Raw genomic sequence first — 24,556 nt, forward strand, 5'->3', positions numbered from 1 at the left:
GCTCCCGGCTGCGGTCGCGGCCGGGGTCGCGGTCGCGGCGGTACGGCTCAGGCATGAGCGGCCCTCCTCCCCCGGCCGGGGCGCAGCGCGCGCCCGGCCAGGACGACGGCCGCCGTCGCCTCGGCCGCCAGCATGGCGGGGAACGTGTCGAGGGCCCAGTGGACGACGGCCATCACGAGGCTGCCGCCGCTCCTGCCGGCGCCCGCGGCGAGCTGGGCGCCGACGGCCACGACGGCGATGACCAGGGGCGGGGCGGCGAGCACCCACCACGTACGGCCGCGGGGGCAGAGTGCCGCGGCGAGGGCGGCGGCGGCCGCGGCGGTGAGCACGAAGATCAGGCCGAGGCCGGCTCCGGCCGCCTCGTCCGCGCCGGCGCCCGCCACGAGCAGCGCCACCGGGGCGGACACCGCCGCTCCGGCGCGCCGCGCCCGTTGCTGCGCCTTCCCCGGTGTCCCGGTCCGCCTACGGCCCATACGTGCTCCCCATCGGATCCGGCCGCCGCACGTGCCGCGGCAGCCTGGCAACTTTCACAGTTGCGCAATATAGCAAGTGTTATTTCCGGACTGCCGCACAGCCCCCTCGGCTCCCGGCCTCCGGAGGGCGGCGGGTCCACGGCGGGCGCCCCCGGAGGCGTATCGTCTCATTCGCCTGGACCGTACCAATAACAGTGGTTCAAAGGGGAGTTGGCGCGGAAAATATGAATTCCCCGGAAAAATTCCATGTGCACGACGGAATCAGCGGCACGACCGGAACCGCAGCCCGGAACCGCAGAAGGGTGGGCCATGACACTCGACCCCCAGCGCCTCCTCCCCCGCGCCGCCGCGACGGCGCTCCTCGCCACCGCGACCGTGTCCCTCCTCGCCGTCCCCGCGGCCGCCGAAGGAGCGATGGAGATCACCGCTCCCGGGCATCCCGTCCGCACCGGGCAGGCCCTGCGCATCAGCGGGGACGGCGACGACGACACCGCGCGGTACCTGCGCGCGTGCGTCCAGGAACGCACCCTCGGAGCCAGCGCCTGGCGCACGGTGAACTGCGGCCGGACCGTGCCCTCGGGCGACGGCGCGACTGTCGAGGCGCTGATCCGGGCCCGGCGCCGCGGCGCGCTGCAGCTCCGGGGCGTCCTCTACGGCCTCGACGCGCCGGGGGACCCGCACCCGGAGGTGGTGCGCAGCTCCGCCGTGCGCATGGTCCGCATCCATTAGCCCCCCGGCCCCTCCCGAGCTGCCCCCGAGAGCCCCACGGAACGATCCCCGCCGGAAGCCTTGACACAACTCTGGTCCAGACCAACGATGTTCAGCGCGCAACCGGTCCCCCACCCCTCGCGCGCGTCCGGCCCCGCCCGGACCATCGGGAGCTTCCGTGAGACGACACCCAGTCCGCCGCACCCACCGCATACGCCGTGCCCTGCTCTCCGCCCTCGCCGCCGCGGCCACGGCCGCCGGGCTCGTCCTGGGCGGAGGCGGCGGCGCCCGCGCCGCCGCGGCGCCCCTGCCGCCGCACGTCTTCGCGCCCTACTTCGAGACCTACAGCCCCGAGAGCCCGGCGGACCTCGCCGCGCGCTCCGGGGCGAAGCACCTCACCATGGCGTTCCTGCAGACCGAGGCCCCGGGCTCCTGCACGCCCTACTGGAACGGCGACACCGGCAAGCCCGTCTCCGCGTCCGTCTTCGGCGGCGACATCACCGCCATCCGCGCCCGCGGCGGCGACGTCATCCCCTCCTTCGGCGGATACGCCGCCGACAACGGCGGGACGGAACTGGCGGACAGCTGCCCGGACCCCGCCCGGACGGCCGCCGCCTTCGAGAACGTCGTCACCACGTACGGCGTCACCCGCATTGACCTCGACATCGAAGACAACTCCCTGACGAACACCGCCGGGATCGACCGCCGCAACAAGGCCGTCCGGCAGGTGCAGGACTGGGCGGCGCGCACCGGCCGCACCGTGCGGTTCTCCTACACCCTGCCCACGACGACGCACGGCCTGGCCGACAGCGGGCTGGCCGTGCTGCGCAACGCCGTCGCGAACGGCGCGCGCATCGACGTCGTCAACATCATGACGTTCGACTACTACGACGGTGCCGCGCACGACATGGCCGCGGACACGGTCAGCGCCGCGAACGGGCTCCACGCGCAGCTCGCACGGCTCTACCCGGCGAAGTCGCGGGCGGAGCTGTGGGCGATGACCGGCGTCACCGAGATGCCGGGCATCGACGACTACGGCCCGGCCGAGACGTTCACCGTGCAGGACGCGGTCCGCGTCCGCGACTGGGCGGTCTCCCAGGGCATCAGCACCCTCTCGTTCTGGGCGCTGCAGCGCGACAACGGCGGCTGTCCGGGCACGAAGGGGTCCGACTCCTGCTCGGGCATCGAACAGGACACGTGGTACTTCAGCCGGACGTTCGCACCGTTCACGAGCGGAGGCTGACGGCCCGTCCGGCCGCACCGGGGGCGCGCGGCCCGCGCCGCGCGCCCTCCGCGCATCCCTGTCCCCCTCTCCGCACGACATTCGGACGATCGGCCTGCACGCCAGGGGCTCCGTTTCGCTTGGCTGATGGGTGAGGGCTCTGTGGCCCTCGGGTGCCGAGGGGACGGCACCGTCCATCGGCGAGAGGACGTGCAGGTGCAGGTACAGGCATGCGATTGCCGGCCACCCGGGCCCGGGGAGGGAGCCGCATGACCGGCATGACCGGGCGGCGGACCGGGCCCCGGCCCTGGCCGGCGCTGCGGGAGGACCTGTCGGAGGGCCTGCCGGCCGACTTCGTCGACTTCTTCTCGCTCCACCACCGGCCCTACCTCCGCTACGCCCATCTCCAGCTGGACAGCGAGCCGGACGCCGAGTGGGTCGTGGAGGAGGTCTTCTGCCAGCTGGCGCTGGCCTGGGGCGAGGTGCGGCGGCAGCCGAACCCCGCCGCGTACGCACTGGCCGCCCTCAAGGAGAAGATCACCAAGCTGCTGGCGGCCAGGCGGCGCGGCGCCACGGCCCTCGTCGAGACGGCGGCGTTCGCGGCGGTCCGGGAGGCGAGCCGCGCGCGCATGGAGGTGCTGGAGTCGCGGCTCGGCCTGTACGCGGCCATCACCCGGCTCCCCGACCGCCAGTTCGACGTGGTCGTGCTGCGCTACGTGCTCGGCTATCCCGTGCACCGCGTCGCCGGGATCATGGGCATCTCGCCCGCCACGGTGCGCTCGCACGTCCGGGGGGCGAGACGGCGCCTGGCCCGCGATCTGGAGATCGCATGGACTCCGGAAGCCCCTGACGCTCCGGAAGCCCGGGAAGGAGAAGAGGAGGCGTGAACCACATGCGCCAGGAACAGGGAAGCGACCGGCCGGCCGGCATCGACCGGGTGCTCGCGGAGGCCGCCGTGCCGACGGGCACGTTCGACGGCTACAACGAGCGGGCCGCCCTCGCGCGGATCGCCGGCCGCGTCGTGTGGAACCGGGCGGACGCCATGGACCGCCGCGCCCAGAGCATCCGCCACGACCACGACCGCGCCGGCCGCGCGGTCCCCGCCGCCCCGCCCCTGGGCACGGCCAGGCGCACCGCCCTGCACGAGCGGGCGGCCACGGAGCTGAGCTCGCTCTCCGCCCGCGTCGTCCACGACCGCTCCGCGGTCGCCGCGATGGCCCGGCTGGTCGACGACCCGGCGATCGAGCCGCGCGGCGCGCTGGCCTTCGCCTGCCTGCTGCACCTCGCCGGACGCCACGAAGGCGCCGCGTTCTGGTGGCGGTTCGCCGCCGGCGCCGGCTCCGCGACGGCGGCCCGCTGCCTGTACCTGCACCACCTGCAGCACAGCGAGCGGCAGGCCGCGCAGTGGTGGCTCCAGCAGGCCGCCGGGCTGTACGCGCAGGACGGCGACCGGATCCTCGGCACGCCGCCCACCCCCATCCGCGGCGACCGGCGGCCGAGCCGCTACGGCGTGGTCGAGTCCTCGGCGCGCTTCTTCTGGGAGGAGGGCGAGGAGGGCCCGGACCGGCCCGCCTGCCCGGGCGCCCCCGCCGCGCCCTCGCCCGACGAGCGCTGGTGGCGGGCGGTGACCACCCATCTCACCGCCGCCGTACGGAACCTGGAGGCGCACAGCGACGCCGACTACGGCACGGTCCCGCAGCCCGCGCCATACCTCGCCGCGGAGCTGGAGGACTGCGCGGGGACCCGGTCCTGAGCCCCGCCGCCCGCGGCGTACGGCCGGCTCCGCGCCACCGGGCCGCGCCTAGCATGGAGACATGAGCGCACGTGTGATCGAGTTCCCCGAGCAGGGCATCCCCGGCACCCTCGTCCGCTACACGGAGGGCGGCGGCGAGCCCGTGGAGCTGGACGCGTGCGGTCCGGTGGCGCTGTCGTCCGGCTCCCGGCTCGTCTACGTGCTGGACGCGACCGGCGCCGAGGGCGATGAAGGCGACGGTGAGGCCTTCGACACGGACGCCCTCGCCGCCGCCCTCGCGCGGTTGCCGTCCGACGCGTTCGTCGTCGCCGACCTGGCCGGGACGACGGACGCCATGGTCCGGGCGATCGCGGGGCAGCGGGCGCTGAGGACGCTCGTGCTGGCCGGCGACTTCACCGACGAGGGAGTCGCCGCGCTGGGCGGCATGCCCGGACTGACCGATCTCGTCCTGGAGTCCCCGCGGTTCACCGGCGCCGGGCTGGCCGCGCTCACGGGCTCGGAGACGGCCGCGTCCCTCGACTCCCTCGTCCTCAGCGAGGCGACGGCCTTCCGGCCGGAGCACCTCCGCGCCCTCACGGAGGCGCCGCACCTCGCGTCCCTCACCTTCGACGGCATGCCCGCCGGCCACGATCTGGCCGGCGCCGTGCTCGCCCACCTCCCGCAGCTCGCCGAGGTGTCGGTGGCCGAGCGCCCCGGGCACGCGCTCGACCCGGCCGTGCTGGAGCGGCTGCTGGCCGCCGGGCTCTGCGTCAACGGAATCTCCGCTCCGCCCGAGAACGCGGCCCTGTTCGCCGGTGCGGCCGCCGAGGCCGCAATGCCGTCCGCCGCCGGGCAGGACGATGAGGACGAAGACGGCGAGGACGACGAAGAGGCTCCGGAGGAGCGCGGTGTCCTGCGCGAGCTCGTGACGGAGGACGAGCTGGAGCGGCTGCTGGCCGGGCCCGTGCCCGTCCTCGTGGGCCTGACCGCTCCGTGGTGCGGCCCCTGCGCCTTCCTCATGCCCGTCCTGGAGGACGCCGTCGAGGCCCGCGGAGCCGCCCTGACCGGTGTGAAGGCCGACGTCGACCGGGCCGCGTGGGCGCAGGAGCGCTTCGGCGTCCTGGGCGTCCCCACCGTGCTGCTGCTGCGCGAGGGCCGCGAGGTCTTCCGCTTCAGCGGCGCCGCCACGCGCCGGCAGGTCGAGGGGTGGCTGACCACGGCGGGGTTGCCGGCGGGCACCGGCCGCTAGCCCGCGGGTTGCGCACCGTCAGCTCGGGGGGTGCGCGCGGTCTGTCCGGAAGCCGCCGGGCGCTGTAGCGTCCGGGCATGCCTGCCCGATCCGGTGTCGTCGCACCGCCGGGGTGGAGCCGCTGGCTGGTCCCGCCGGCCGCGCTCTCCATCCACCTGGCCATCGGCCAGGCCTACGCCTGGAGCGTGTTCAAACCGCCGCTGGAGTCCTCGCTGGGCCTGTCCGGCACGGCGTCGGCGCTGCCGTTCCAGGTGGCGATCGTGATGCTCGGCCTGTCGGCGGCGTTCGGCGGCACGTTCGTGGAGCGCCGCGGCCCGCGCTGGGCGATGGCCGTGTCGGCCGCGTGCTTCTCGTCCGGTTTCCTGGTGGCCGCGCTGGGGGCGGCCACGCGCGAGTACTGGCTCGTGGTGGCGGGCTACGGCCTCATCGGCGGGACGGGGCTGGGCATCGGCTACATCTCGCCGGTGTCCACGCTCATCAAGTGGTTCCCCGATCGTCCGGGCATGGCCACGGGCATCGCCATCATGGGCTTCGGCGGTGGCGCCCTCATCGCCTCGCCGTGGTCGGCGGAGCTGCTGTCGGCCTTCGGCACGGACGCGCCGGGGATCGCCCGGACGTTCCTGGTGATGGGTGGCGCGTACGCCGTCTTCATGACGCTCGGCGTGCTGCTGGTCCGGGTGCCGCCGGATGCCCCGGAGGCGGCGGCCGGGCGCGCGGTAGGAGCGAAGTCCCGCGGGTTCGCGACGACGGGGCAGGTGTCGGCGCGCAACGCCCTGCGCACGCCGCAGTTCTGGTGTCTGTGGGTCGTCCTCTGCACGAACGTCACCGCGGGCATCGGCATTCTGGAAAAGGCCGCCCCGATGATCACGGACTTCTTCGCGGACTCCTCCTCCCCCGTCGGTCCGGCCGCGGCCGCGGGTTTCGTCGGCCTGCTCTCGCTCGCCAATATGCTCGGCCGGATCGTGTGGTCCTCCGTCTCCGACTCCGTGGGGCGGAAGAACATCTATCGCCTGTATCTCGGGGCGGGCGCGCTGATGTATCTCCTGCTCGCGCTCGCGGGCGATTCCGCGAAGCCGCTGTTCATCGCGTGCGCAGCCGTGGTGCTGTCGTTCTACGGCGGCGGTTTCGCGACCGTGCCCGCCTATCTGAAGGACCTGTTCGGGACCCATCAGGTCGGTGCGATCCACGGCAGGCTGCTGACGGCCTGGTCCACGGCCGGGGTGCTCGGGCCGCTCATCGTCAACGCGGTCGCCGATGCCGGGAAGTCTGCGGGCCGGACGGGGCCCGGCCTGTACACCACGTCGTTCCTCGTCATGATCGGGCTGCTGGCCGTGGGCTTCGCCGCCAACGAGCTCGTGCGGCCGGTGCACCCGCGCCACCACGAGCCGGCCGGCGGCGGGGACGGGCTGCCGGCGGCCGCCGTACCGGAGAAGGGAGCGGGCGCGTGACCGGAGTCCGCAAGGCGGTGCTCGTGGTGAGCTGGCTGTGGGTGGGAGCGCCTTTCGCCTACGGCGTGTACGAACTCACCCTACGGCTTCGGCAATTGTTCACCGGGTGAGCGGGCCGGGAATTTAAGCAGCACCGCACCGGCGCACGAGAAATCCCCCGGACGTATTGACGGCCGGGGGATTCCTCTGCGTATATTGGGGGTTTCCCTGCCTTGCCCAAAACAGGGCAGGGGGAAGCTTTATGAGGCCATCATATCCCGGCGGGAGCTGAATTGTCAATCGCGGACATGCGCAACGAGCAAGAATTCATCGATCTGCTCCACGAGCGGCTCGCCGAACTGCGCGCCGGAGCCGAGCGGGCGGTGGCGCAGGCCCTGGCCCAGGGCGGCAGCACCTTCCAGGCGCGGCTGGAACGCGATGTCATGGTGGCCGAGCAGTCCGGGCTGCTCTCGGCGTTCAACGCCGGCGAGCGCGGCCTGTGCTTCGGCCGGCTCGCCTTCCGCGACGGCCGCGACCACCACATCGGCCGCATCGGCATCCGAAGCGACGACGAGGAGCGCACCCCACTGGTCATCGACTGGCGGGCCGAGGTCGCGCGCCCGTTCTACCTCGCCACCGGGCACACCCCCATGGGGCTGCGGCGCAGGCGCCACATCACCACCGAGGGCCGCCGGGTCACCGCGCTGCACGACGAGATCCTCGACCTCACCGACTCCGAGCGCACCGGGCACGAGGGCTCCGACGCGGACGCCGTCCTGCTCGCCGCGCTCGACGCGGCCCGCACCGGCCGGATGCACGACATCGTGCAGACCATCCAGGCCGAACAGGACCGCATCATCCGCGCCCCGCAGCGCGGCGTCCTCGTCGTCGAGGGCGGTCCGGGCACCGGGAAGACCGTCGTCGCCCTGCACCGCGCCGCCTACCTGCTGTACGCCCACCGCGAGCAGCTGTCCCGGCGCGCCGTGCTCATCGTGGGCCCCAACCCCGCGTTCCTGGGCTACATCGGCGAGGTGCTGCCCTCGCTCGGCGAGACGGGCGTGCTGCTCGCCACGCCCGGCGAGCTCTTCCCCGGCGTGACGGCGACCGGGACCGACACGCCGCGGGCCGCCGAGGTCAAGGGCGCCACCGCGATGGCGGACGCCCTGGCCGCGTACGTCCGCGACCGGCAGACCCTCCCCGATCCCGCCATCGTCATCGACCACGAGGACGGCGAGCTGCTGCTGGACGCCGACATCGCCTCCGACGCGCGCCACCACGCCCGCGCGGCGAAGCTGCCGCACAACCTCGCCCGCCCGTACTTCGCCTTCCACGTCATCGACGCGCTCACCCGGCAGCTCGCCGACCGCATAGGCGCGGACCCCTACGGCGGGCCGAACTTCCTCGGCCCGGACGACATCGCCCAGCTCGGCAAGGCCGTCGCGGCCAGCCGCGAGGTGCACGCGGCGATCGACGAGCTGTGGCCGCCGCTCACGCCCCGTCAGCTGGTCGCGGAGTTCCTCGCCGGCCCCTCCCACCTGCCCGCCGCGGACGCCGCGGCGATCCGGCGCACCGGCGGCCCGTGGACGCCGGCGGACGTCCCGCTCCTCGACGAGGCCGCCGAACTGCTCGGCGAGGACGACTCGGCCGCCCGCGCCGCTGCCGAGGCCGAGCGGCAGCGGCGGATCGCGTACGCCCAGGGCGTGCTCGACCTGTCGTACGGCTCGCGCACCCAGGAGTTCGAGGACCGTGCGGACGACGACTCGGAGGTGCTGGCCGCGCACGACCTCGTCGACGCCGAGCGGCTCGCGGAGCGGCACGAGGAGGAGGACCACCGCAGTGCCGCCGAGCGCGCCGCCGCGGACCGCACCTGGGCGTTCGGCCACGTCATCGTGGACGAGGCGCAGGAGCTGTCCCCGATGGCGTGGCGGCTGCTCATGCGGCGGTGCCCGACCCGCTCCATGACGCTGGTCGGCGACCCGGCCCAGACGTCCGAGCCGGGCGGCTGCGGCGCGTGGGCCCCGATCCTGGAGCCGTACGTCGGGGACCGCTGGGAGCACGTGCGGCTCGGCGTCAACTACCGCACGCCGGCCGAGATCATGGAGGTCGCGGCGGGCGTGCTGCGCTCCGCGGACCCGTCGTTCGAGCCGCCGCGCTCGATCCGCTCCACGGACGTGCGCCCCTGGGCGCACCGCGCCGGGGACCTGGCGGGCGCGGTGGCCGAGGCCGTGGCCCGGGAGCTGCCGCGGGACGGCCGCCTGGCCGTGATCGCCCCGAGGGCGCACCACGCGGCCCTGTCCGCCGCGCTCCCCGGCGCGTCGCACGGGCCGGCGCCGGACCTGACGCGGCCGGTGGTCCTGCTGGACCCCCGGCAGGCCAAGGGCCTGGAGTTCGACGCGGTGGTCGTGGCGGAACCGGCGGAGTTCGGCGTGAGCGACCTGTATGTGGCCCTGACCCGCGCGACGCAGTCGCTGGGAATCGTCCACACGGGCTCGCTCCCGGCGGGGCTGGAGGCCGCACTGTCCGCCCGCTGACGCGCGGGGGGCGCGGACGCCTCGGCGACGCACCCGGGCGCCGCGCATCCGCCCCCGCCGCGACGGTGAGCAACCCCCACGCGGCAGACCGGCGGTGCCGGACCGCCACCGGCCCCGGCCGGCCCGGCACCGCCGGACACCGCCACGGGGGTTGCTCACCGCGGCGGCGGAAAGATGGTGCCCGCCGTCAGGCGCCCTCGGCAGGAGCCTCGTTCCACGCCCCCGTGACCGCCGCGACGACCACCGAGCCGATGACGATCAGCCGGTGGGTCAGGGCGTCGAGCTGCTGGCGCTGGGCGGGCGGGAGGTGCCACTCCTCCCACCACGTGACCTGCTCCTGGGTGCGCGGCGTGGGCGACTCGGCGGCCCACGCGTCGCGCAGGTGGGCGGCGAGCGGGGTCACGGCGCGGGCGTGCTCCGCATAGGCCGAGATCAGAGCCGTCATGTGACTGGCCGGCAGGTGGCTGTACCACTGGTTGCGGAGGTTCTCGGCGAGGGCCGCCACGTCCTCCAGCCACAGCACGTGCTGGGTGAGCCAGCCCTGGGGGTCGGTGCTGCGCGGCATGTCCGGCAGCAGGCGCGGCTCCAGCGCGTCGCGGTGGGAGAGGAACGAGCGGCCGAGGGCCAGCTCGTCGTCATGGGGGATCCAGACGCGCTCGCCCAGGGCGACCGCGGCGGCATCGACAGCATCAACAGGATGGGTCATTTGATCACTTTACGGGTCTGAACGGAGCGCTCCGCACGCCCCTGCCCGGGCGTGCGCGGCCGTTGGGTGGACGGGGCGGCTGGTGGGCGACGGGCGCAAGCGAGTGTATGCGCCGGGCGCGCGCCCGCCTTACGGGGCATCATGGCCGCATGACGAGCCTCGGCCTTCCCGAGTCCATCCGCGCATGTCTGTTCGATCTCGACGGGGTGCTGACCCGGACGGCGACCGTGCACGCGGCCGCCTGGAAGGAGATGTTCGACGCCTTCCTGAAGGCGCGGGACGGCGAGGGCTTCCGTCCCTTCGACGCGGTCGACGACTACGACCAGTACGTGGACGGCATGCCCCGGGCCGACGGCGTGCGTTCCTTCCTCGCCTCACGGGGCATCCGTCTGCCCGAGGGGGCCCCGGACGACCCGCCCGAGCGGGACACCGTCCAGGGCCTCGGCACACGGAAGAACGCGATCGTCCTGGAGAAGATCAGAGAGATGGGTGTCGAGCCGTACGAGGGCTCCGTGCGCTACGTGCACGCGGCCCGCGCCGCCGGGCTGCGCCGGGCCGTCGTCTCCTCCAGCGCCAACTGCCACGACGTCCTCGTCGCCGCGGGCATCGCCGACCTGTTCGAGGTGCGGATCGACGGCGTGGTCGCCGCAGAGCGCAAGCTGCCCGGCAAGCCGCACCCGGACACCTTCCTGGAGGCGGCCCGCGAGCTGGGCGTCGAGCCGGGGCGGGCCGCGGTCTACGAGGACGCGCTGGCGGGCATGGAGGCGGGCCGGGCGGGGGCCTTCGGCTACGTCGTCGGCGTCGACCGCGTCGGCCAGGCCGAGGCCCTGCGCAGCCACGGCGCGGACGTGGTGGTCCAGGACCTGGAGCAACTGCTGGGAGAGGCGGGCGAGCACACGTGATCACCCATCCGGCCTATGCCGTCGAGCCCTGGTGCCTGCGCGAGACCGAGCTCAATCTGGAGGTGCTGCCGCAGAGCGAGTCCGTCTTCGCCCTCGCCAACGGCCACATCGGCTGGCGCGGCAATCTGGACGAGGGCGAGCCGCACGGCCTGCCGGGCTCGTACCTGAACGGGGTGTACGAGCTGCGGCCGCTGCCGTACGCCGAGGCCGGCTACGGCTATCCGGAGTCCGGGCAGACCGTCATCGACGTCACCAACGGCAAGGTGATCCGGCTGCTCGTCGACGACGAGCCCTTCGACCTGCGCTACGGCCGGCTCCTCCACCACGAGCGGGTGCTGGACTTCCGCACCGGCCTGCTGGACCGCACCGTCGAGTGGACCTCGCCCTCCGGCCGCACGGTGCGGGTCCGCTCCACCCGGCTCGTGTCCTTCACCCAGCGCGCGGTCGCCGCCATCGCCTACGAGGTCGAGCCGCTCGACGGCGACGCGCGCATCGTCCTGCAGTCGGAGCTGGTGGCCAACGAGCAGCTGCCCAGGGCCGCCGGAGATCCCCGGGTGGCGGCCGTGCTGGAGTCCCCGCTGGTGGCCGAGGAGCACTCCGCCGACGGGGACGTGCTGCGGCTGGTGCACCGGACCCAGCGCAGCGGGCTGCGCATCGCGACCGCCGCCGTCCACTCCGTCGACGGCCCGGAGGACACGCGCACGTACGCGACGAGCACCGACGACCTCAGCCGGTACACGGTCACGACGGTGCTGCGCCGCGGGCAGAAGCTGCGGCTGGAGAAGACCGTCGCCTACGGCTGGTCGGGCACCCGCTCCCTGCCGGCGATGCACGACCAGGTGGACGCGGCGCTGGCGGGCGCGACCAGCACCGGCTGGCAGGGGCTGTGCGGCGAGCAGGAGCAGTTCCTGCGGGAGTTCTGGGAGCGCGCGGACGTGGAGGTCGACGGCGACGCCGAGATCCAGCAGGCCGTGCGGTTCGCGCTGTTCCACGTGCTGCAGGCGGGGGCGCGCGCGGAGTGCCGGGCCATCGCGGCCAAGGGGCTGACCGGCCCCGGCTACGACGGGCACAGCTTCTGGGACACCGAGACGTTCGTCCTGCCGGTGCTCACGTGCACCGCCCCGGTGGCGGCCGCGCAGCCGCTGCGCTGGCGCCACGCCACGCTGCCGGCCGCGCTCAACCGCGCCCAGCAGCTGGGTCTCAAGGGCGCGGCGTTCCCCTGGCGGACCCTCAACGGCGACGAGTGCTCGGCGTACTGGCCGGCCGGCACGGCGGCGTTCCACGTCAACGCGGACATCGCGGACGCCGTGGTGCGCTACATGCACGCCACGGGCGACACGACCTTCGAGCGGGAGGTCGGCCTGGAACTGCTGGTCCACACGGCACGGCTGTGGCGCTCCCTGGGCCACCACGACCACCAGGGGCGGTTCCACATCGACGGGGTGACGGGCCCGGACGAGTACAGCGCCATCGCCGACGACAACGTCTACACGAACCTGATGGCCCAGCAGAACCTGCGGGCCGCGGCGGACGCGGCCGAGCGCCACCCGGACCTGGCGCTGGACTTCGGCGTGGACGACGAGGAGACCGCCGAGTGGCGGGACGCGGCGGAGCGGATGAACCTGCCGTACAACGAGGTGCTCGGCGTCCACGAGCAGTCCAACGGCTTCACGGGCCACCAGCTGTGGGACTTCGCGGGGACCCGCCCCGACCAGTACCCGCTGATGCTGCACTTCCCCTACTTCGACATCTACCGCAAGCAGGTGATCAAGCAGGCGGACCTGGTCATGGCCATGTACCTGCGCGGAGACGCCTTCACCGCCGAGGAGAAGGCCCGCAACTTCGCCTACTACGAGCCGCTGACGGTGCGCGACTCCTCCCTGTCGGCGTGCGTCCAGGCCGTCATGGCCGCCGAGGTGGGCCAGCTGCGGCTGGCGTACGACTACCTCGGCGAGGCCGCGATGATGGACCTGTCCGACCTGGAGAGCAACACGCGCGACGGCCTGCACATCGCCTCGCTCGCGGGTGCGTGGATCGCGCTGGTGGCGGGCTTCGGCGGGCTGCGCCACTGCGACGGCTCGGTCGGCTTCGCGCCGAAGCTCCCGGAGCAGCTGGGCCGGCTGGCGTTCACGGTGCAGGTGCTGGAGCGCCGGCTGCGGGTCGAGATCACCGGACGGGAGGCCACGTACGAGCTGGTGGACGGCGACACGCTGGACATCGAGCACTACGGCGAGCCGGTGACGCTGAAGCAGGGCGCGGTGGCGACCCGGCAGGTGCCGCAGATCCCCGAACCCCCGCCGGTGGGGCAGCCGGCGGGCCGGCACCCCGCGCACCGGGGCTGGGCGCCCGGACGCCACGAGAGCGGGGCGGCCGAGGCATGAGCACGCGGCGCGGCGCCGCCCCCCTACCGGTCCCGCACCCGCGTTCGCACAATGATCCCCATGTCATACGATTCATACGACGAAATGCCCGGTGACGAGGCGAACCCCCTGCGCGGGCTCTCCCTTGACGAGCTGCGGCGCCGTACGAGCGCGAAGTGGCGCGCCTACCCGCCGGACGTCCTGCCGCTGTGGGTGGCCGAGATGGACGTGATGCCCGCCGCGCCCGTGGCGCGGGCACTCACCGAGGCGGTCGCCCTGGGCGACACGGGCTACGCCACCGGAACGGCCTACGCGGAGGCGCTGGACGCGTTCGCCAGGAAGCGCTGGGGCTGGGACGGCGTGGCGGTCGAGCGCACGGCGACCGTCGCGGACGTGATGCGCGGCTCGGTCGAGATGCTGAAGCTGGTGACCGGCCCGGGTGACGCGGTCGTCGTCAACCCGCCCGTGTACCCGGCGTTCTTCGGCTTCCTGGAGCACGAGGACCGGCGCGTCGTCGAGGCCCCGCTGGGCCCGGACGGGCGGCTCGGCGCGGCGGCCCTGGAGGCGGCGTTCCAGCAGGCCACGGCGGGCGGGCGGCGGGCCGCGTACCTGCTGTGCAACCCGCACAACCCGACCGGCACGGTGCACACGCGGGCGGAGCTGGCGGCGGTGGCGGAGCTGGCCGGCGCGTACGGCGTACGGGTCGTGGCCGACGAGATCCACGCCCCGCTGGTGCTGCCGGGCGCGGAGTACGTGCCGTACCTGTCGGTGCCCGGTGCGGAGGACGCCTTCGCCCTGCTCTCCGCGTCGAAGGCCTGGAACCTGGCCGGGCTGAAGGCGGCCGTGGCCGTCGCCGGCCCGGCCGCCGCGGACGACCTGGCGCGGCTTCCCGGGATCGCCGGTCACGGCCCCAGCCACCTCGGGGTCATCGCGCACACGGCGGCGCTGCGGGACGGCGCCGAGTGGCTCGACGCCGTCCTGGCGGGGCTGGACGAGAACCGGCGGCTGCTGGGCGAGCTGCTGGAGCGTCACCTGCCCGGCGTCCGCTACCTGCGGCCGGAGGGCACCTACCTGGCGTGGCTGGACTGCCGGGCGCTCGGGCTGGGGGACGATCCGGCCGCCGTGTTCCTGGAGCGCGGCCGGGTCGCGCTGAGCGGCGGGCTGCCGTTCCGCACGGGCGGGGCGGGGCACGTGCGGCTGAACTTCGCGACCTCGCCGGAGCTGCTCACCGAAGGGGTGCGCAGGATGGCGGCGGCCCTGCCCTAGGGCGGCCGGGGGCGCACGGGGTCACTGTTTGACGACGTTCTCCGCCTGGGGCCCCTTGGGCCCCTGCGTGACGTCGTAGGTGACCTGGTCCCCCTCGTACAGCTCCTTGTACCCCGTCGTCTGGATGGCGGAGAAGTGGACGAACACGTCCGGGCCGCCGTCGTCCTGCGTGATGAAGCCGAAGCCCTTGTCCGCGTTGAACCACTTCACCGTGCCTGTTGCCATGTGCTTCCAGTCCTTCGTCCTTCTCGCGCGGCGCGACGGGCTCGACGCGCCGGCCGTGGCCGGTGACGGCCGGCCCGGTCCCTCACCTTTCCCCGCCGTGCGGGCGGAGATGCCCTCCGTCCTCCTCTCTTCACCCCTTCGGAGGGAAAGCCGCCGCTTCCCGGCCCCCGTCCTCGTTTGCCCCCATTTGGCGGCGCGCCGCCGCTATATTCGACGGTGTCCGTGACCGCGGAGCGGCGGAAAGGACCAAGTGATCGGCTCGTACGCGTACGCATCACTGCCGGAAGCGACCGCGCGCCATCCCCTGGCCCCGGCGCGCGGCCTGTACAGCAGCGACTCCTGGCTGGAGCTGCTGCGGGAGCACGGACACCGGTACCGCTGGCTGCTGATGTGCGCGCGGGAGCGCGCGGCCGCCCTCGCCCCGGTCACCGACGGGCCGGCCGTGCAGGCCGGGCGCTACCGCCCGGGATTCCTCCTCGACGAGCGCCTTCCGGCCGAGCGCTGCGTCGTCGCCGGGCCACGCACCGGCTATCTCAACGAACTCCGCTACGGGCCGGAGCGGCTGCCGGCCGCCGAGGTCGCCGAGGGCCTGCTCGCCGGTGAGCAGCGGGAGCGCCCGCCCGACGTCGCCCTCCTGCCCTATCTGCCGAGCGGGCCCGCGGCCGCCTTCGAGACCGCGGGCCACCCGGCGGGCCTGATCGCGTGGGACGCCTGGCTCGACGTGCCCGGCACCGGCTTCGACGGCTACCTCGCCGGCCTGGAGAAGACCCACCGCAACCAGGTCAAGGACGACCTGCGGCGCTACACCATGGCGGGCGTCGCCTTCTCCACCCGCCCGCTGACCGGCCCCGACGACGAGATCGGCGACCTGCTGGTGCTGCACGAGCGCATGTACGGCACGGTCTACGACCGGCCCGGCGGGCGCTTCTCCCGCTACCTGGCCCGCTGCGCCGAGCTGCCCGGCGCGTACGTCGTGCGGGCGCGGCTCGCCGGCCGCACGGTCGGCTGCCACCTGGTCTTCCACTACCGCGACGTGCTGTGGGTGCGGCTGATCGGCGTGGACGAGAGCCGGCCCGGCACGCGCGGCTGCTACTTCGGCCTGATGTTCTACGAGCCGCTGCGGCTGGCCCACGAGCTGGGGGCCCGCGCGGTGCACCTCGGCATCGGCACGTCGCGGGCCAAGGCGCGGCGCGGCGCGCGGCTGGAGCCGCTGTGGACGGTGGCCGTCACCCCGGGGGGCCGGGTGCGCGACCTGGCGCGCGAGGGTCTCGCGGGCCGCGCCCTGAACCTGCCGGACCCGGCGCCCGAGGCGGACGGGCCGGTGCCGGAGTCTCCGTCGGCGTGGGAGAGGCCGTCATGGACCGCCTGAGATAAAATTCCTGTATGCCAGTTTTCGGGAGCCTGAAACGGGCGCCCGCAGCCCCCATGGGCTCGGTGGAGCAGGTCGAGCCGTGCCACTGCGTGTGCGCCTTGGCGCACCACGGCACGATGCACATCTGCTCCGAGGAGGCCTATCCGGACCTCGCCCTGACCCTCCGGGTTCCCGCCCTGGGCAGCATGTCGTTCCCCGTCTGTGAGGCCTGCTACGACGCGGCGTCACCGCGCTGGCACCACCGGTCCTGAACCGCCCTCGCTCCGGCGGCTGTTGACATACGGTTCAGGAATGACCGAACAAGTCGATCTGTCGGAGTTCAGCACCCGGTACGGCGGTCTCCCCGGTCTCCGGGGCTTTCTCGCGCGGCCTCCGGGGGACGGGCCGCGGCCGGGCGTGGTCGTCCTCTTCGAGGCGTCGGGCGCGGACGCGGTCAACAAGCGGCTCAACGAGCGGATGGCCGAGGCGGGGTACCTGGCCCTGATGCCCGACCTCTACCACGGCCGCTCCCCGTACCGCTGCCTGGTGCCGACCATGCGGTCGGCCTTCTCCGGCCGCGGCCGCGTGTACGGCGACATCGAGGCGGCACGGCAGTGGCTGCTGGCCGACCCCGGCTGTACGGGCAAGGTCGGGGTCATCGGCTTCTGCATGGGCGGCGGCTTCGCGCTCGTGCTGGCGGGTCAGGGGCGGTTCGACGCGGCTTCGGCCAACTACGGCCGGGCGCCCTCGGACACGGACGCGGCGATGAAGGGCGCGTGCCCGGTGGTCGCCAGCTACGGGGCCAGGGACCGGGCCTTCCGGGGCTACGCGGCCACGGTCAGGACGGCGCTGGAGCGCGCCGGCGTCGAGCACGACGTCAAGCTCTACCCGGATGCCGGGCACTCGTTCCTCAACGAGGCCGACAACGTGCCGCCGGTGCTGCGGCCGGTCATGCGCGCCGTCATGGGCATCGGGCCCGAGCCGGCCTCCGCCGCGGACGCCTGGCAGCGGATCGAGGCGTTCTTCGGCAGGCACCTGACCGCGGACTGAGGCACTGCCCGGTCAACACCCGGTCGCGGACCGGGCGGACCGGGCCCGGCCAGGGCGCGCTCCTGGCCGGGCCGGACCTACGGCGTGGCGCTGCGGTGGTCCAGCGTGGTTCAGTGCCCGGCGGTGGCCGCCTTCGCGGAGGCCGCCGGCGTCTTGCAGGCGATGTCGGTGCCGATGGAGTTGACGCCGTCCTTCTTGGCCTGGCCGCCCTGGTACTCGTAGTACAGATAGGTGTAGAACTCGATGCGCCGGCTCGGGCCGCACGCGGAGTCCGCGGCGATGTTGTACTTCAGGGTCACGGTGCGGCTGGCGCCGGGGAGCACCGGCACGTTGTAGTTCATCGAGCCGCTCTGCTTGCCCGTGACGTCGCAGCGGGTCACGTCACCCGTACAGGAAGCGAACGCGTACTTGAGCGCGGGGTCCTGCGACGTGTTCCACGTCGGCTGGATGGACTGGTACACGAACTGGGTGTTCGTGGTCTGGTCGTTGGTGAACTTCAGGGTGATGGTGACCGTGTCGCCCGGCGAGGCGGACGCCTTGTCGGCGGTGACCGTCATCGGCGGCGTGTCCGCGGCGGAGGCCGACGGGGCCATGCCCATGAGGGCGACGACAGAGGCGAGAGTGGCGGACAGCCCGAGGCGTCCGAACGTGTGTCTGCGCATGGCGAGGGACATTAGACAGGCGCCCGCGTCCTGACTGCACCACAGGTAGAGGATTGGCCACCGCCGGAACGCCCTCCGCGCCCTCCTGACCAGGTGCGGGCCGGGAGGCTGTGGTTCCGCCAGTGACGTAGTTGTCCTGGAAGTGCCCTCGGGGCGGGTGTGACAGGGGTCGTGAATGGCCGACTCGTGGTGCCGGAGGACCCCGTATCGGCCAGGGAAGCGGACCGCCCGGAGAAAGGGACGCGGCGGCGGCGCCGGACGGTTCCCGGCGGGCGGGAGGGAATTCCCATCCAGCACCTACGATGCTGAATCATGGAACTCCGACACCTTGAGCACTTCGTGGCGGTCGCCGAGGAGCAGCACTTCACTCACGCGGCCGAGCGGCTGCGCGTGGCCCAGTCCGGGGTGTCGGCCTCGGTGCGGGCGCTGGAACGGGAGCTGGGGGCCGAGCTGTTCCTGCGCACGACGCGGCGGGTGGGACTCACGGACGCGGGGCGGGCGCTGCTGGTGGAGGCGCGGCGGACGCTGGCGTGCGCCGCGGCCGCCCGGGAGGCCGTCGCCGCGGTGCAGGGCCTGATGGGCGGCACGCTGTCGGTGGGCACCGAGCAGTGCATGGGCACGGTCGACGCCGCCGCGCTGCTGGCCTCCTTCCACGCGCGCCACCCTCAGGTGGAGGTGCACATGGAGCAGGCGGGGTCGGGCCGGCTGCTGGAGCAGGTGCGGCGCGGCGAGCTCGACGTGGCGTTCGTCGTCCACGACGGGCTGCACGAGGGGGTGCGGCTGCGGCGGGTCGCGGAGGAGCCGCTGATGCTGCTCTGCCGGGCCGATCACCCGCTGGCCGGGACCGGCGGGCCGGTGCCGGCGGCGCGGCTGGCCGGCGAGGTGTTCGTGGACCTCCACCCGGACTGGGGCGCGCGCCGGGCCGCGGACCTCGCGTTCGCCGACGCGGGCGTGGCGCGGAAGGTCGCCCTGCAGGTCAACGACGTCTACACGCTGCTCGACCTGGTCTCGCGCGGCCTGGGCGCGGCGGTCGTGCCCCGGCCGGTGACGCTCAAGGAGCAGGCGCGCGGGCTCAGTGCCGTACCGCTGGCGGAGCCCACGCGGTGGAAGGTGGCCGTGGCCGTGCCGGCGGCGGGTCAGCCGACGGCCGCCGCCCGGGCGTTGCTCGCCATGATCGACCATCAGGATTGACCATCAAGGTCGGCCATCAAGGTTGACCGGCAGAGGGCCGCCCCGGATTGACCGGCAGGATTGATCAGCAGAGCTGCTGAATGTGATCGGGAAGGGATGTTGGACACCGCACGGATTCCCGCGCAGAGTGGAGGACGGTCCGACGCAGAGATCCGACCACCGAGAAAGGCAGCACCCCCATGGCGCAAGAAGTACGCGGTGTCATCGCCCGAGGCAAGGGCGATCCGGTACGGGTCGAAACGATCCTCGTCCCGGATCCCGGCCCGGGCGAGGCCGTCGTGAAGATCCAGGCGTGCGGGGTGTGCCACACCGATCTGCACTACCGGGAAGGCGGAATCAACGACGAGTTCCCCTTCCTCCTCGGCCACGAAGCCGCTGGTGTGGTCGAGTCGGTCGGTGACGGAGTGACCGAAGTGGCTCCGGGCGACTTCGTCATCCTCAACTGGCGCGCCGTGTGCGGGCAGTGCCGCGCGTGTCTGCGCGGCCGCCCCTGGTACTGCTTCAACACGCACAACGCCAAGCAGAAGATGACGCTGGCCGACGGCACGGAGCTCTCTCCCGCGCTGGGCATCGGGGCCTTCGCCGAGAAGACGCTGGTGGCCGCCGGGCAGTGCACCAAGGTCGACCCGGCCGCGTCGCCGGCCGCCGCCGGGCTGCTGGGCTGCGGCGTGATGGCCGGCCTGGGCGCCGCGATCAACACCGGCGCCGTGGGCCGGGGCGACTCCGTCGCGGTCATCGGCTGCGGCGGCGTCGGCAACGCGGCCGTCGCCGGAGCCCGGCTGGCCGGCGCCGCGAAGATCATCGCGGTGGACCTCTCCGACGCCAAGCTGGAGCAGGCCAAGGGCCTGGGCGCCACCCACACCGTCAACTCGTCCTCGGTCGACGCCGTCGAGGCGATCCGCTCGCTGACCGGCGGCTTCGGCGCCGACGTCGTCATCGACGCGGTCGGCCGCCCGGAGACGTACCGCCAGGCGTTCTACGCGCGCGACCTGGCCGGGACCGTCGTTCTGGTGGGCGTGCCCACGCCGGAGATGAAGCTGGAGCTGCCGCTGCTGGACGTCTTCGGGCGCGGCGGCGCGCTGAAGTCGTCGTGGTACGGCGACTGCCTGCCGTCCCGGGACTTCCCCCTGCTGATCGACCTCTACCTGCAGGGCCGCCTCGACCTCGACGCGTTCGTCAGCGAGACGATCGCGCTGGACGAGGTCGAGGAGGCCTTCCACCGCATGGAGAAGGGCGAGGTGCTGCGCTCGGTCGTGCTGATGCCGGGCGCGGAGAACTCGTCCCCCGCGACGCCGACGACCGCGCCGGGGACCGTGTGATGGCGCGCATCGAACACCTCGTCACGTCGGGCCTGTTCGCGCTCGACGGCGGCGTCTGGGACGTCGAGAACAACGTGTGGCTCGTGGGCGACGACGAGGAGGTCCTCGTCATCGACGCCGCGCACGACGCGGCCGCGATCGAGAAGGCGGTGGGCGGCCGCCGGCTCACCGCGATCGTCTGCACCCACGCGCACAACGACCACATCGACGCGGCACCGGAGCTCGCGGCCCGTACGGGCGCGCCCGTGCTCCTCCACCCGGCCGACCGGGAGCTGTGGGAGCAGACCCACCCGGGCGCCTCCCCCGACGGGGAACTGACGGACGGCCAGGTGCTGACCGTCGCGGGCACCGCGCTGACGGTGCTGCACACGCCCGGCCACTCCCCCGGCGGCGTCTGCCTGTACGCGCCGGAGCTCGGCACGGTGTTCACCGGCGACACGCTCTTCCACGGCGGACCCGGCGCGACCGGCCGGTCCTTCTCCGACTTCCCGACCATCGTGGACTCGATCCGGGAGCGGCTGCTGTCGCTGCCGCCGGAGACCGTGGTGCGCACGGGACACGGGGAGAACACGACGGTCGGCGGCGAGGCACCCGCGCTGCCGGAGTGGATCGCGCGCGGGCACTGAGGGGGCCGCGGAGGGCTGGTCCTGGCCCCGCGGAGGGCTGGTCCTGGTCCCATTGAGGGCCTGCTGACCGGTCCTCACGAAGTAGGTCCGAAGCCCCATGACATCTCATGGACGGCCGTTTAGGGTCGTTGACGGACATCGGCCGCTTCCACCATCCGGGTGGGAGAGGGGCCGGTGTCCGGGAGATGCCTGTGGAGGCATTGCATCGTGTCAGTCGAGCTGAATCACACCATCGTTCATTCCCGGGACAAGCAGGAGTCCGCCGAGTTCCTGGCGCACATCCTGGGGCTGGAAGTCGCTCCGGAGATGGGGCCGTTCGTCCCCGTCGTCACCGGCAACGGCGTCGCGCTGGACTTCGCCACCAGCGACCAGCCCGAGAACATCGTCCCGCAGCACTACGCGTTCCTGGTGCCGGAGGAGTCCTTCGACGCGATCTTCGCGCGGATCGAGGAAGCCGGTCTGCCCTACTGGGCCGATCCGTACCGCACCCGCCCGGGCGAGATCAACCACAACGACGGCGGCCGGGGCGTCTACTTCCCCGATCCTTCCGGCCACTACCTCGAGGTGCTCACCCGCCCGTACGGCAGCGGTTCCTAGGAATCCTCGTCATCTCACTGCGCCCCGCCGGGCCTCGCCCGGCGGGGCGCCGCCATGTGCGTGGCCCGCACCACAGGGAAAAATTACCCTCGTAGCCCTGTCCCTCACCGTCGCCGACGTGGACGCCTCCCGCGAACGCGGCCCTGCCGGCGCGGTCAGCGCAGGGCGTAGCCGCCGTCCGGGTAGAGCGTCGAGCCGGTCATGAAGGTGTTCGTGAACAGGAAGAGCACCGCCTCGGCGACCTCGCTCTCGGTGCCGGGCCGGCGCAGCAGGGCGTCCCGGCCGTACTGCGCGAAGCTCGCCTCGCGCACCTCGGCGGGGCGCTGCGCCCACAGGTTGCCGTCAACGGTGCCGGGCGAGACGACGTTGACGCGGACGGGCGCGAGCTCGACGGCGAGCCCGCGCCCGAGCCCCTCGATCGCCGCGTTGCAGGCCACGTAGGCGGGCGCGGCGGCCGGGGGACGGACGCTCGCCGCGCCGGACATGAGCACGACGGAGGCGTCCGCGGTGAGCTTCGGGGCCGCGTGCCTGACCGCGTGGTACTGCCCCCAGAACTTCGATACGAAGGGGCTCTCGGCCTCGCTGTCGGTCAGCTCTCGCATGGGGCCGACCTGGTAGGAGGCGGCCGGGGTGAAGAGGTGGTCGATCCGGTCGATGCCGTCGAAGAACGCGGCCAGCGACGCCTTGTCGGTGGTGTCGACCGCTCCCCAGCCCGCCCGTTCCCCGAGCGAGTCCGCGGCCGCCGCCAGCTTCTCCTCGCTCCGCCCGCCGATCACGACGCGCGCGCCGGCGGCGACGGCACGGCGCGCGACCTCCAGGCCGATGCCGGAGCCTCCACCGATGATGACGACGTCGCGGTCGGCGAGCGGGGTGTCGGAGGCGGGAGCGGGAGCGGGAGTGGCGGCGGGGGATGCGGGGGCAGTCATGCGGTTCGCCTTTCGGTGGGACGCGGACTCTGCCCGTCCGAACCCCACCGGTGATCATTTCATTCCGGTCATTCCGGTTCCCGCGGCGCTTCCTGTGTCAGTGCCCCCAGGATGTGGTCGGCGAGGCGGGGCAGCCACTCGGGCCGGGCGTTGCCGAGGAGGTGGTCACCGTGGGGGACGGACAGGTAAGTGCCGTACGGTGCCTGACGCGCCAGCGGCTCGCCGTTCGTCACGCCGGGAATGACGTCTTCGCCACCGTCCACGACCAGCAGCGGGGCCGTGATGCGGGGTGCCAGTGCGGTGAGGTCCACATGCCCGGCGAACGCACGGGCGGCGTCGGTGCCTCCGGTGCGTCGGGCCATGATGTCCCGTACGGGCGGGGGAAGTTCCTCCCAGTCGAGGCGGGAGGGACCGCTGACGGTCGCGACCGCCGCCACGCGGGGCTCCAGCGCCGCGGTCCGGGCCGCGAACCAGCCGCCCAGACTGAGGCCGACGAGCCCGATGCGTGCGACGCCGAGGGCGTCGGCGACCCGGCCCACGACCTGCTCGTAGTCCGGCCTCATGGTCGTCGTGGCCGCGAGCGCGCCCTGCCCGGGGCCGTCCATCGCGAACACCGCCAGCCCTCTGGCCAGCAGTGCCGACACCAGATCGAGGAACTCCTCCTTGGCCGAGTCCAGTCCGGGGACGACGACCACGGTGCCGGGCGCGTCGGAGGGGCCGCGCAGCCAGCCGGTGAAGCCCTCGCCGCTCACCCGCCGCGCACCGGGCTCCAGCACGGCGAGCGCGCCGCCCAGGGCGCGGTCCGCTGCGGCGGCCGCCCGGCCCGCCTCCGCGTACGGCGCGAGCGTGGCGAGGTGGAACCACCGGGCCGCCATCAGCAGGTGCTCACCCGCCGAGACGGCCGATCCCGCGTCCTCCGCGCGCCGGAGATGGGCCTGTCCCGTACGCACGAAGGACGGTCCCCAGTCGGCGACGGATGCGAGACCGCCGGTGACACGGCGGTACTCGTGGGGGTCGACGCCCGCACCGGTGGCGCGTGTCCACTGGGCGGCGGCGAACTCGGCGGCGCTCATCGTCCTTCTCCCGTCAGCAGTACGGCCTTGCCGCGTATCCGGCGCTCCCTCAGGTCGACCAGCGTGCCGGCGGTCTCCGCCCAGCCGGTGACCCGGCCGATCTCCGGGTGCAGCCGCCCCTGTGCCACGAGGCGCACCAGTGCCGCGAGATCGGATCCGTACGGGGCGCCCGCGTAGTGGAAGTGCTGGATCGTGACGCGCTCGGGCCCTTGGAGGAGCTCGAAGAAGTCGAGGGTGGCCGGGGTGCGGCTCGCCTGGCCGAACCACACGAGCGTGCCGCCCGGGCGTGCTTTGCGGAGGGCGGCCGGCAGGCCGGGCCCGCCCGTGGACTCCAGCACGACGTCGAACGGTCCGCGGGCCGCGGCGATGTCGTGCACGACCTCCGCGCCCAGCTCCGCGAGCCGCTCGCCGCGCGCCGGTGTGGCCGTCACCGCGGTCAGTTCGGCTCCGGCCGCGACGGCCAGCTCGGTGACGTAGTGGCCGACGCCGCCCGAGGCGCCGGTCAGCAGTACCCGCCGGCCGGTCAGGGAACCGGCCGTGCGCAGCAGCCGCAGGGCGGTGATCCCCGCCAGGGGCAGGGCCGCCGCCCGTACGCTGTCGACGCTGTCCGGGAGCGCGGCGAGGGAGTGCGTGGGCACGGCGGCGTACTCGGCCCAGCCGGCGTGCGCCGGATGCCCGACCACGCGGGTGCCGATGCCGGGGCCCGAGCCGTCGGCCGCGGCCTGTACGACGAGCCCCGCGACGTCCTTGCCGGGCAGCAGGCCCGGCCGCGGGTGTTCGAGGAGGAACGTCTCGCCCCGGTTCGGCGCGAACGCCTCGACCTTGATCAACGCCTCACCGGGCTCCGGGACGGGCTGGGGGGCTTCGGCGAAGGCGACCGGACGCGCCGGGTCCCCCGTGGGAATCAGTCTCTGCATGCCGGGCATGCAACCCCGGCCGCCGCCCCGCGATCCAACAACC

General features: G+C 73.7%; 25 protein-coding genes. 18 read left to right on the forward strand and 7 right to left on the reverse strand.

The window, feature by feature from the left end; genetic code table 11:
* Positions 1 to 47 precede the first annotated feature (47 nt).
* Entirely contained in the window at positions 48 to 473 is a 426-nt protein-coding gene (locus tag B7P34_RS20555; RefSeq protein WP_146166877.1) for a DUF6542 domain-containing protein, read from the reverse strand.
* Positions 474 to 782: 309 nt separating this feature from the next.
* Here B7P34_RS20555 and B7P34_RS20560 point away from each other — a divergent pair, with 309 nt between their 5' ends.
* The 8 genes from B7P34_RS20560 to B7P34_RS20590 all read left to right on the forward strand — a co-directional run bounded on the left by B7P34_RS20560 (position 783) and on the right by B7P34_RS20590 (position 9,342).
* On the forward strand, positions 783 to 1,202 hold the full coding sequence (locus tag B7P34_RS20560) for a hypothetical protein (RefSeq protein ID WP_106678510.1): 420 nt from the start codon (positions 783 to 785) through the stop codon (positions 1,200 to 1,202).
* Positions 1,203 to 1,359: 157 nt separating this feature from the next.
* On the forward strand, positions 1,360 to 2,424 hold the full coding sequence (locus tag B7P34_RS20565; protein ID WP_223268053.1) for a chitinase: 1,065 nt from the start codon (positions 1,360 to 1,362) through the stop codon (positions 2,422 to 2,424).
* A gap of 248 nt (positions 2,425 to 2,672) precedes the next feature.
* The gene (locus B7P34_RS20570) at positions 2,673 to 3,290 is read left to right on the forward strand and encodes an RNA polymerase sigma factor (RefSeq protein ID WP_106678512.1); all 618 of its coding nucleotides are present in this window, start codon (positions 2,673 to 2,675) and stop codon (positions 3,288 to 3,290) included.
* Positions 3,287 to 4,156 (forward strand): hypothetical protein, encoded by an 870-nt coding sequence (locus B7P34_RS20575; RefSeq protein WP_106678514.1) that lies wholly within the window; start codon positions 3,287 to 3,289, stop codon positions 4,154 to 4,156. Before B7P34_RS20570 ends, B7P34_RS20575 begins: the two co-directional genes overlap by 4 nt.
* Positions 4,157 to 4,217: 61 nt before the next feature.
* The gene (locus B7P34_RS20580; RefSeq protein WP_146166878.1) at positions 4,218 to 5,384 is read left to right on the forward strand and encodes a thioredoxin family protein; all 1,167 of its coding nucleotides are present in this window, start codon (positions 4,218 to 4,220) and stop codon (positions 5,382 to 5,384) included.
* Between the two features lie 77 nt (positions 5,385 to 5,461).
* A complete protein-coding gene (locus tag B7P34_RS20585) occupies positions 5,462 to 6,832 on the forward strand; it encodes an OFA family MFS transporter (protein WP_106678518.1) in 1,371 nt (456 codons plus the stop codon).
* A 41-nt stretch (positions 6,833 to 6,873) separates the two neighbouring features.
* Positions 6,874 to 6,942, forward strand: coding sequence for an MFS transporter small subunit (locus tag B7P34_RS39930; protein ID WP_435693975.1), 69 nt, complete (start codon positions 6,874 to 6,876; stop codon positions 6,940 to 6,942).
* Positions 6,943 to 7,119: 177 nt separating this feature from the next.
* Positions 7,120 to 9,342 (forward strand): HelD family protein, encoded by a 2,223-nt coding sequence (locus tag B7P34_RS20590; protein ID WP_106678519.1) that lies wholly within the window; start codon positions 7,120 to 7,122, stop codon positions 9,340 to 9,342.
* Between the two features lie 187 nt (positions 9,343 to 9,529).
* Here the strand turns inward: B7P34_RS20590 and B7P34_RS20595 are convergent, their stop codons facing one another.
* Positions 9,530 to 10,048 carry a hypothetical protein gene (locus B7P34_RS20595; protein WP_106678520.1) on the reverse strand — a complete coding sequence of 173 codons (519 nt, stop codon included), beginning with the start codon at positions 10,046 to 10,048 and terminating at the stop codon, positions 9,530 to 9,532.
* 149 nt (positions 10,049 to 10,197) lie between these two features.
* Here B7P34_RS20595 and B7P34_RS20600 point away from each other — a divergent pair, with 149 nt between their 5' ends.
* From B7P34_RS20600 to B7P34_RS20610, 3 genes are read left to right on the forward strand one after another with little or no spacing between them, the layout of a single operon-like run.
* Complete coding sequence (locus tag B7P34_RS20600) at positions 10,198 to 10,950, forward strand: HAD family hydrolase (RefSeq protein ID WP_106678521.1); 753 nt, start codon at positions 10,198 to 10,200, stop codon at positions 10,948 to 10,950.
* The gene (locus tag B7P34_RS20605) at positions 10,947 to 13,331 is read left to right on the forward strand and encodes a glycoside hydrolase family 65 protein (protein WP_106678522.1); all 2,385 of its coding nucleotides are present in this window, start codon (positions 10,947 to 10,949) and stop codon (positions 13,329 to 13,331) included. The genes B7P34_RS20600 and B7P34_RS20605 overlap by 4 nt, the downstream gene beginning before the upstream one ends.
* 60 nt (positions 13,332 to 13,391) lie before the next feature.
* On the forward strand, positions 13,392 to 14,576 hold the full coding sequence (locus tag B7P34_RS20610; RefSeq protein ID WP_106678524.1) for a MalY/PatB family protein: 1,185 nt from the start codon (positions 13,392 to 13,394) through the stop codon (positions 14,574 to 14,576).
* 21 nt (positions 14,577 to 14,597) lie between these two features.
* Here B7P34_RS20610 and B7P34_RS20615 read toward each other — a convergent pair whose 3' ends face one another.
* Positions 14,598 to 14,801, reverse strand: coding sequence for a cold-shock protein (locus B7P34_RS20615; RefSeq protein ID WP_106678526.1), 204 nt, complete (start codon positions 14,799 to 14,801; stop codon positions 14,598 to 14,600).
* A gap of 250 nt (positions 14,802 to 15,051) precedes the next feature.
* On the opposite strand from B7P34_RS20615, the gene B7P34_RS20620 reads away from it, so the two are divergent.
* The 3 genes from B7P34_RS20620 to B7P34_RS20630 are packed head-to-tail and all read left to right on the forward strand — an operon-like array spanning position 15,052 to position 17,202.
* The gene (locus B7P34_RS20620) at positions 15,052 to 16,170 is read left to right on the forward strand and encodes a GNAT family N-acetyltransferase (protein ID WP_106678528.1); all 1,119 of its coding nucleotides are present in this window, start codon (positions 15,052 to 15,054) and stop codon (positions 16,168 to 16,170) included.
* A 14-nt stretch (positions 16,171 to 16,184) separates the two neighbouring features.
* On the forward strand, positions 16,185 to 16,424 hold the full coding sequence (locus tag B7P34_RS20625) for a DUF6372 family protein (protein ID WP_146166879.1): 240 nt from the start codon (positions 16,185 to 16,187) through the stop codon (positions 16,422 to 16,424).
* A gap of 40 nt (positions 16,425 to 16,464) precedes the next feature.
* On the forward strand, positions 16,465 to 17,202 hold the full coding sequence (locus tag B7P34_RS20630; protein ID WP_106678532.1) for a dienelactone hydrolase family protein: 738 nt from the start codon (positions 16,465 to 16,467) through the stop codon (positions 17,200 to 17,202).
* A gap of 110 nt (positions 17,203 to 17,312) precedes the next feature.
* On the opposite strand, the gene B7P34_RS20635 is transcribed toward B7P34_RS20630, so the two are convergent.
* Positions 17,313 to 17,864 (reverse strand): hypothetical protein, encoded by a 552-nt coding sequence (locus tag B7P34_RS20635; RefSeq protein ID WP_106678572.1) that lies wholly within the window; start codon positions 17,862 to 17,864, stop codon positions 17,313 to 17,315.
* A gap of 312 nt (positions 17,865 to 18,176) precedes the next feature.
* Here B7P34_RS20635 and B7P34_RS20640 point away from each other — a divergent pair, with 312 nt between their 5' ends.
* The 4 genes from B7P34_RS20640 (at position 18,177) to B7P34_RS20655 (ending at position 21,597) form a co-directional block, all read left to right on the forward strand.
* Positions 18,177 to 19,055 carry a LysR family transcriptional regulator gene (locus B7P34_RS20640; protein ID WP_106678534.1) on the forward strand — a complete coding sequence of 293 codons (879 nt, stop codon included), beginning with the start codon at positions 18,177 to 18,179 and terminating at the stop codon, positions 19,053 to 19,055.
* A gap of 179 nt (positions 19,056 to 19,234) precedes the next feature.
* Positions 19,235 to 20,374 carry an S-(hydroxymethyl)mycothiol dehydrogenase gene (locus B7P34_RS20645; RefSeq protein ID WP_106678536.1) on the forward strand — a complete coding sequence of 380 codons (1,140 nt, stop codon included), beginning with the start codon at positions 19,235 to 19,237 and terminating at the stop codon, positions 20,372 to 20,374.
* Positions 20,374 to 21,000, forward strand: a complete 627-nt coding sequence (locus B7P34_RS20650) for an MBL fold metallo-hydrolase (protein WP_223268054.1) — start codon at positions 20,374 to 20,376, stop codon at positions 20,998 to 21,000. Before B7P34_RS20645 ends, B7P34_RS20650 begins: the two co-directional genes overlap by 1 nt.
* A 207-nt stretch (positions 21,001 to 21,207) precedes the next feature.
* Positions 21,208 to 21,597 (forward strand): VOC family protein, encoded by a 390-nt coding sequence (locus tag B7P34_RS20655; RefSeq protein WP_106678540.1) that lies wholly within the window; start codon positions 21,208 to 21,210, stop codon positions 21,595 to 21,597.
* Between the two features lie 155 nt (positions 21,598 to 21,752).
* Here B7P34_RS20655 and B7P34_RS20660 read toward each other — a convergent pair whose 3' ends face one another.
* The 3 genes from B7P34_RS20660 to B7P34_RS20670 form a co-directional block, all read right to left on the reverse strand.
* Entirely contained in the window at positions 21,753 to 22,523 is a 771-nt protein-coding gene (locus tag B7P34_RS20660) for an SDR family oxidoreductase (RefSeq protein WP_106678542.1), read from the reverse strand.
* 68 nt (positions 22,524 to 22,591) lie between these two features.
* On the reverse strand, positions 22,592 to 23,596 hold the full coding sequence (locus B7P34_RS20665; RefSeq protein WP_106678544.1) for an alpha/beta hydrolase family protein: 1,005 nt from the start codon (positions 23,594 to 23,596) through the stop codon (positions 22,592 to 22,594).
* The gene (locus B7P34_RS20670; RefSeq protein WP_106678574.1) at positions 23,593 to 24,513 is read right to left on the reverse strand and encodes a zinc-binding dehydrogenase; all 921 of its coding nucleotides are present in this window, start codon (positions 24,511 to 24,513) and stop codon (positions 23,593 to 23,595) included. The genes B7P34_RS20665 and B7P34_RS20670 overlap by 4 nt, the downstream gene beginning before the upstream one ends.
* Between the last annotated feature and the right edge of the window lie 43 nt (positions 24,514 to 24,556).

The sequence above is a fragment of the Streptosporangium nondiastaticum genome (assembly GCF_003011965.1).
In the GTDB taxonomy this organism is placed as follows: domain Bacteria; phylum Actinomycetota; class Actinomycetes; order Streptomycetales; family Streptomycetaceae; genus Streptomyces; species Streptomyces nondiastaticus.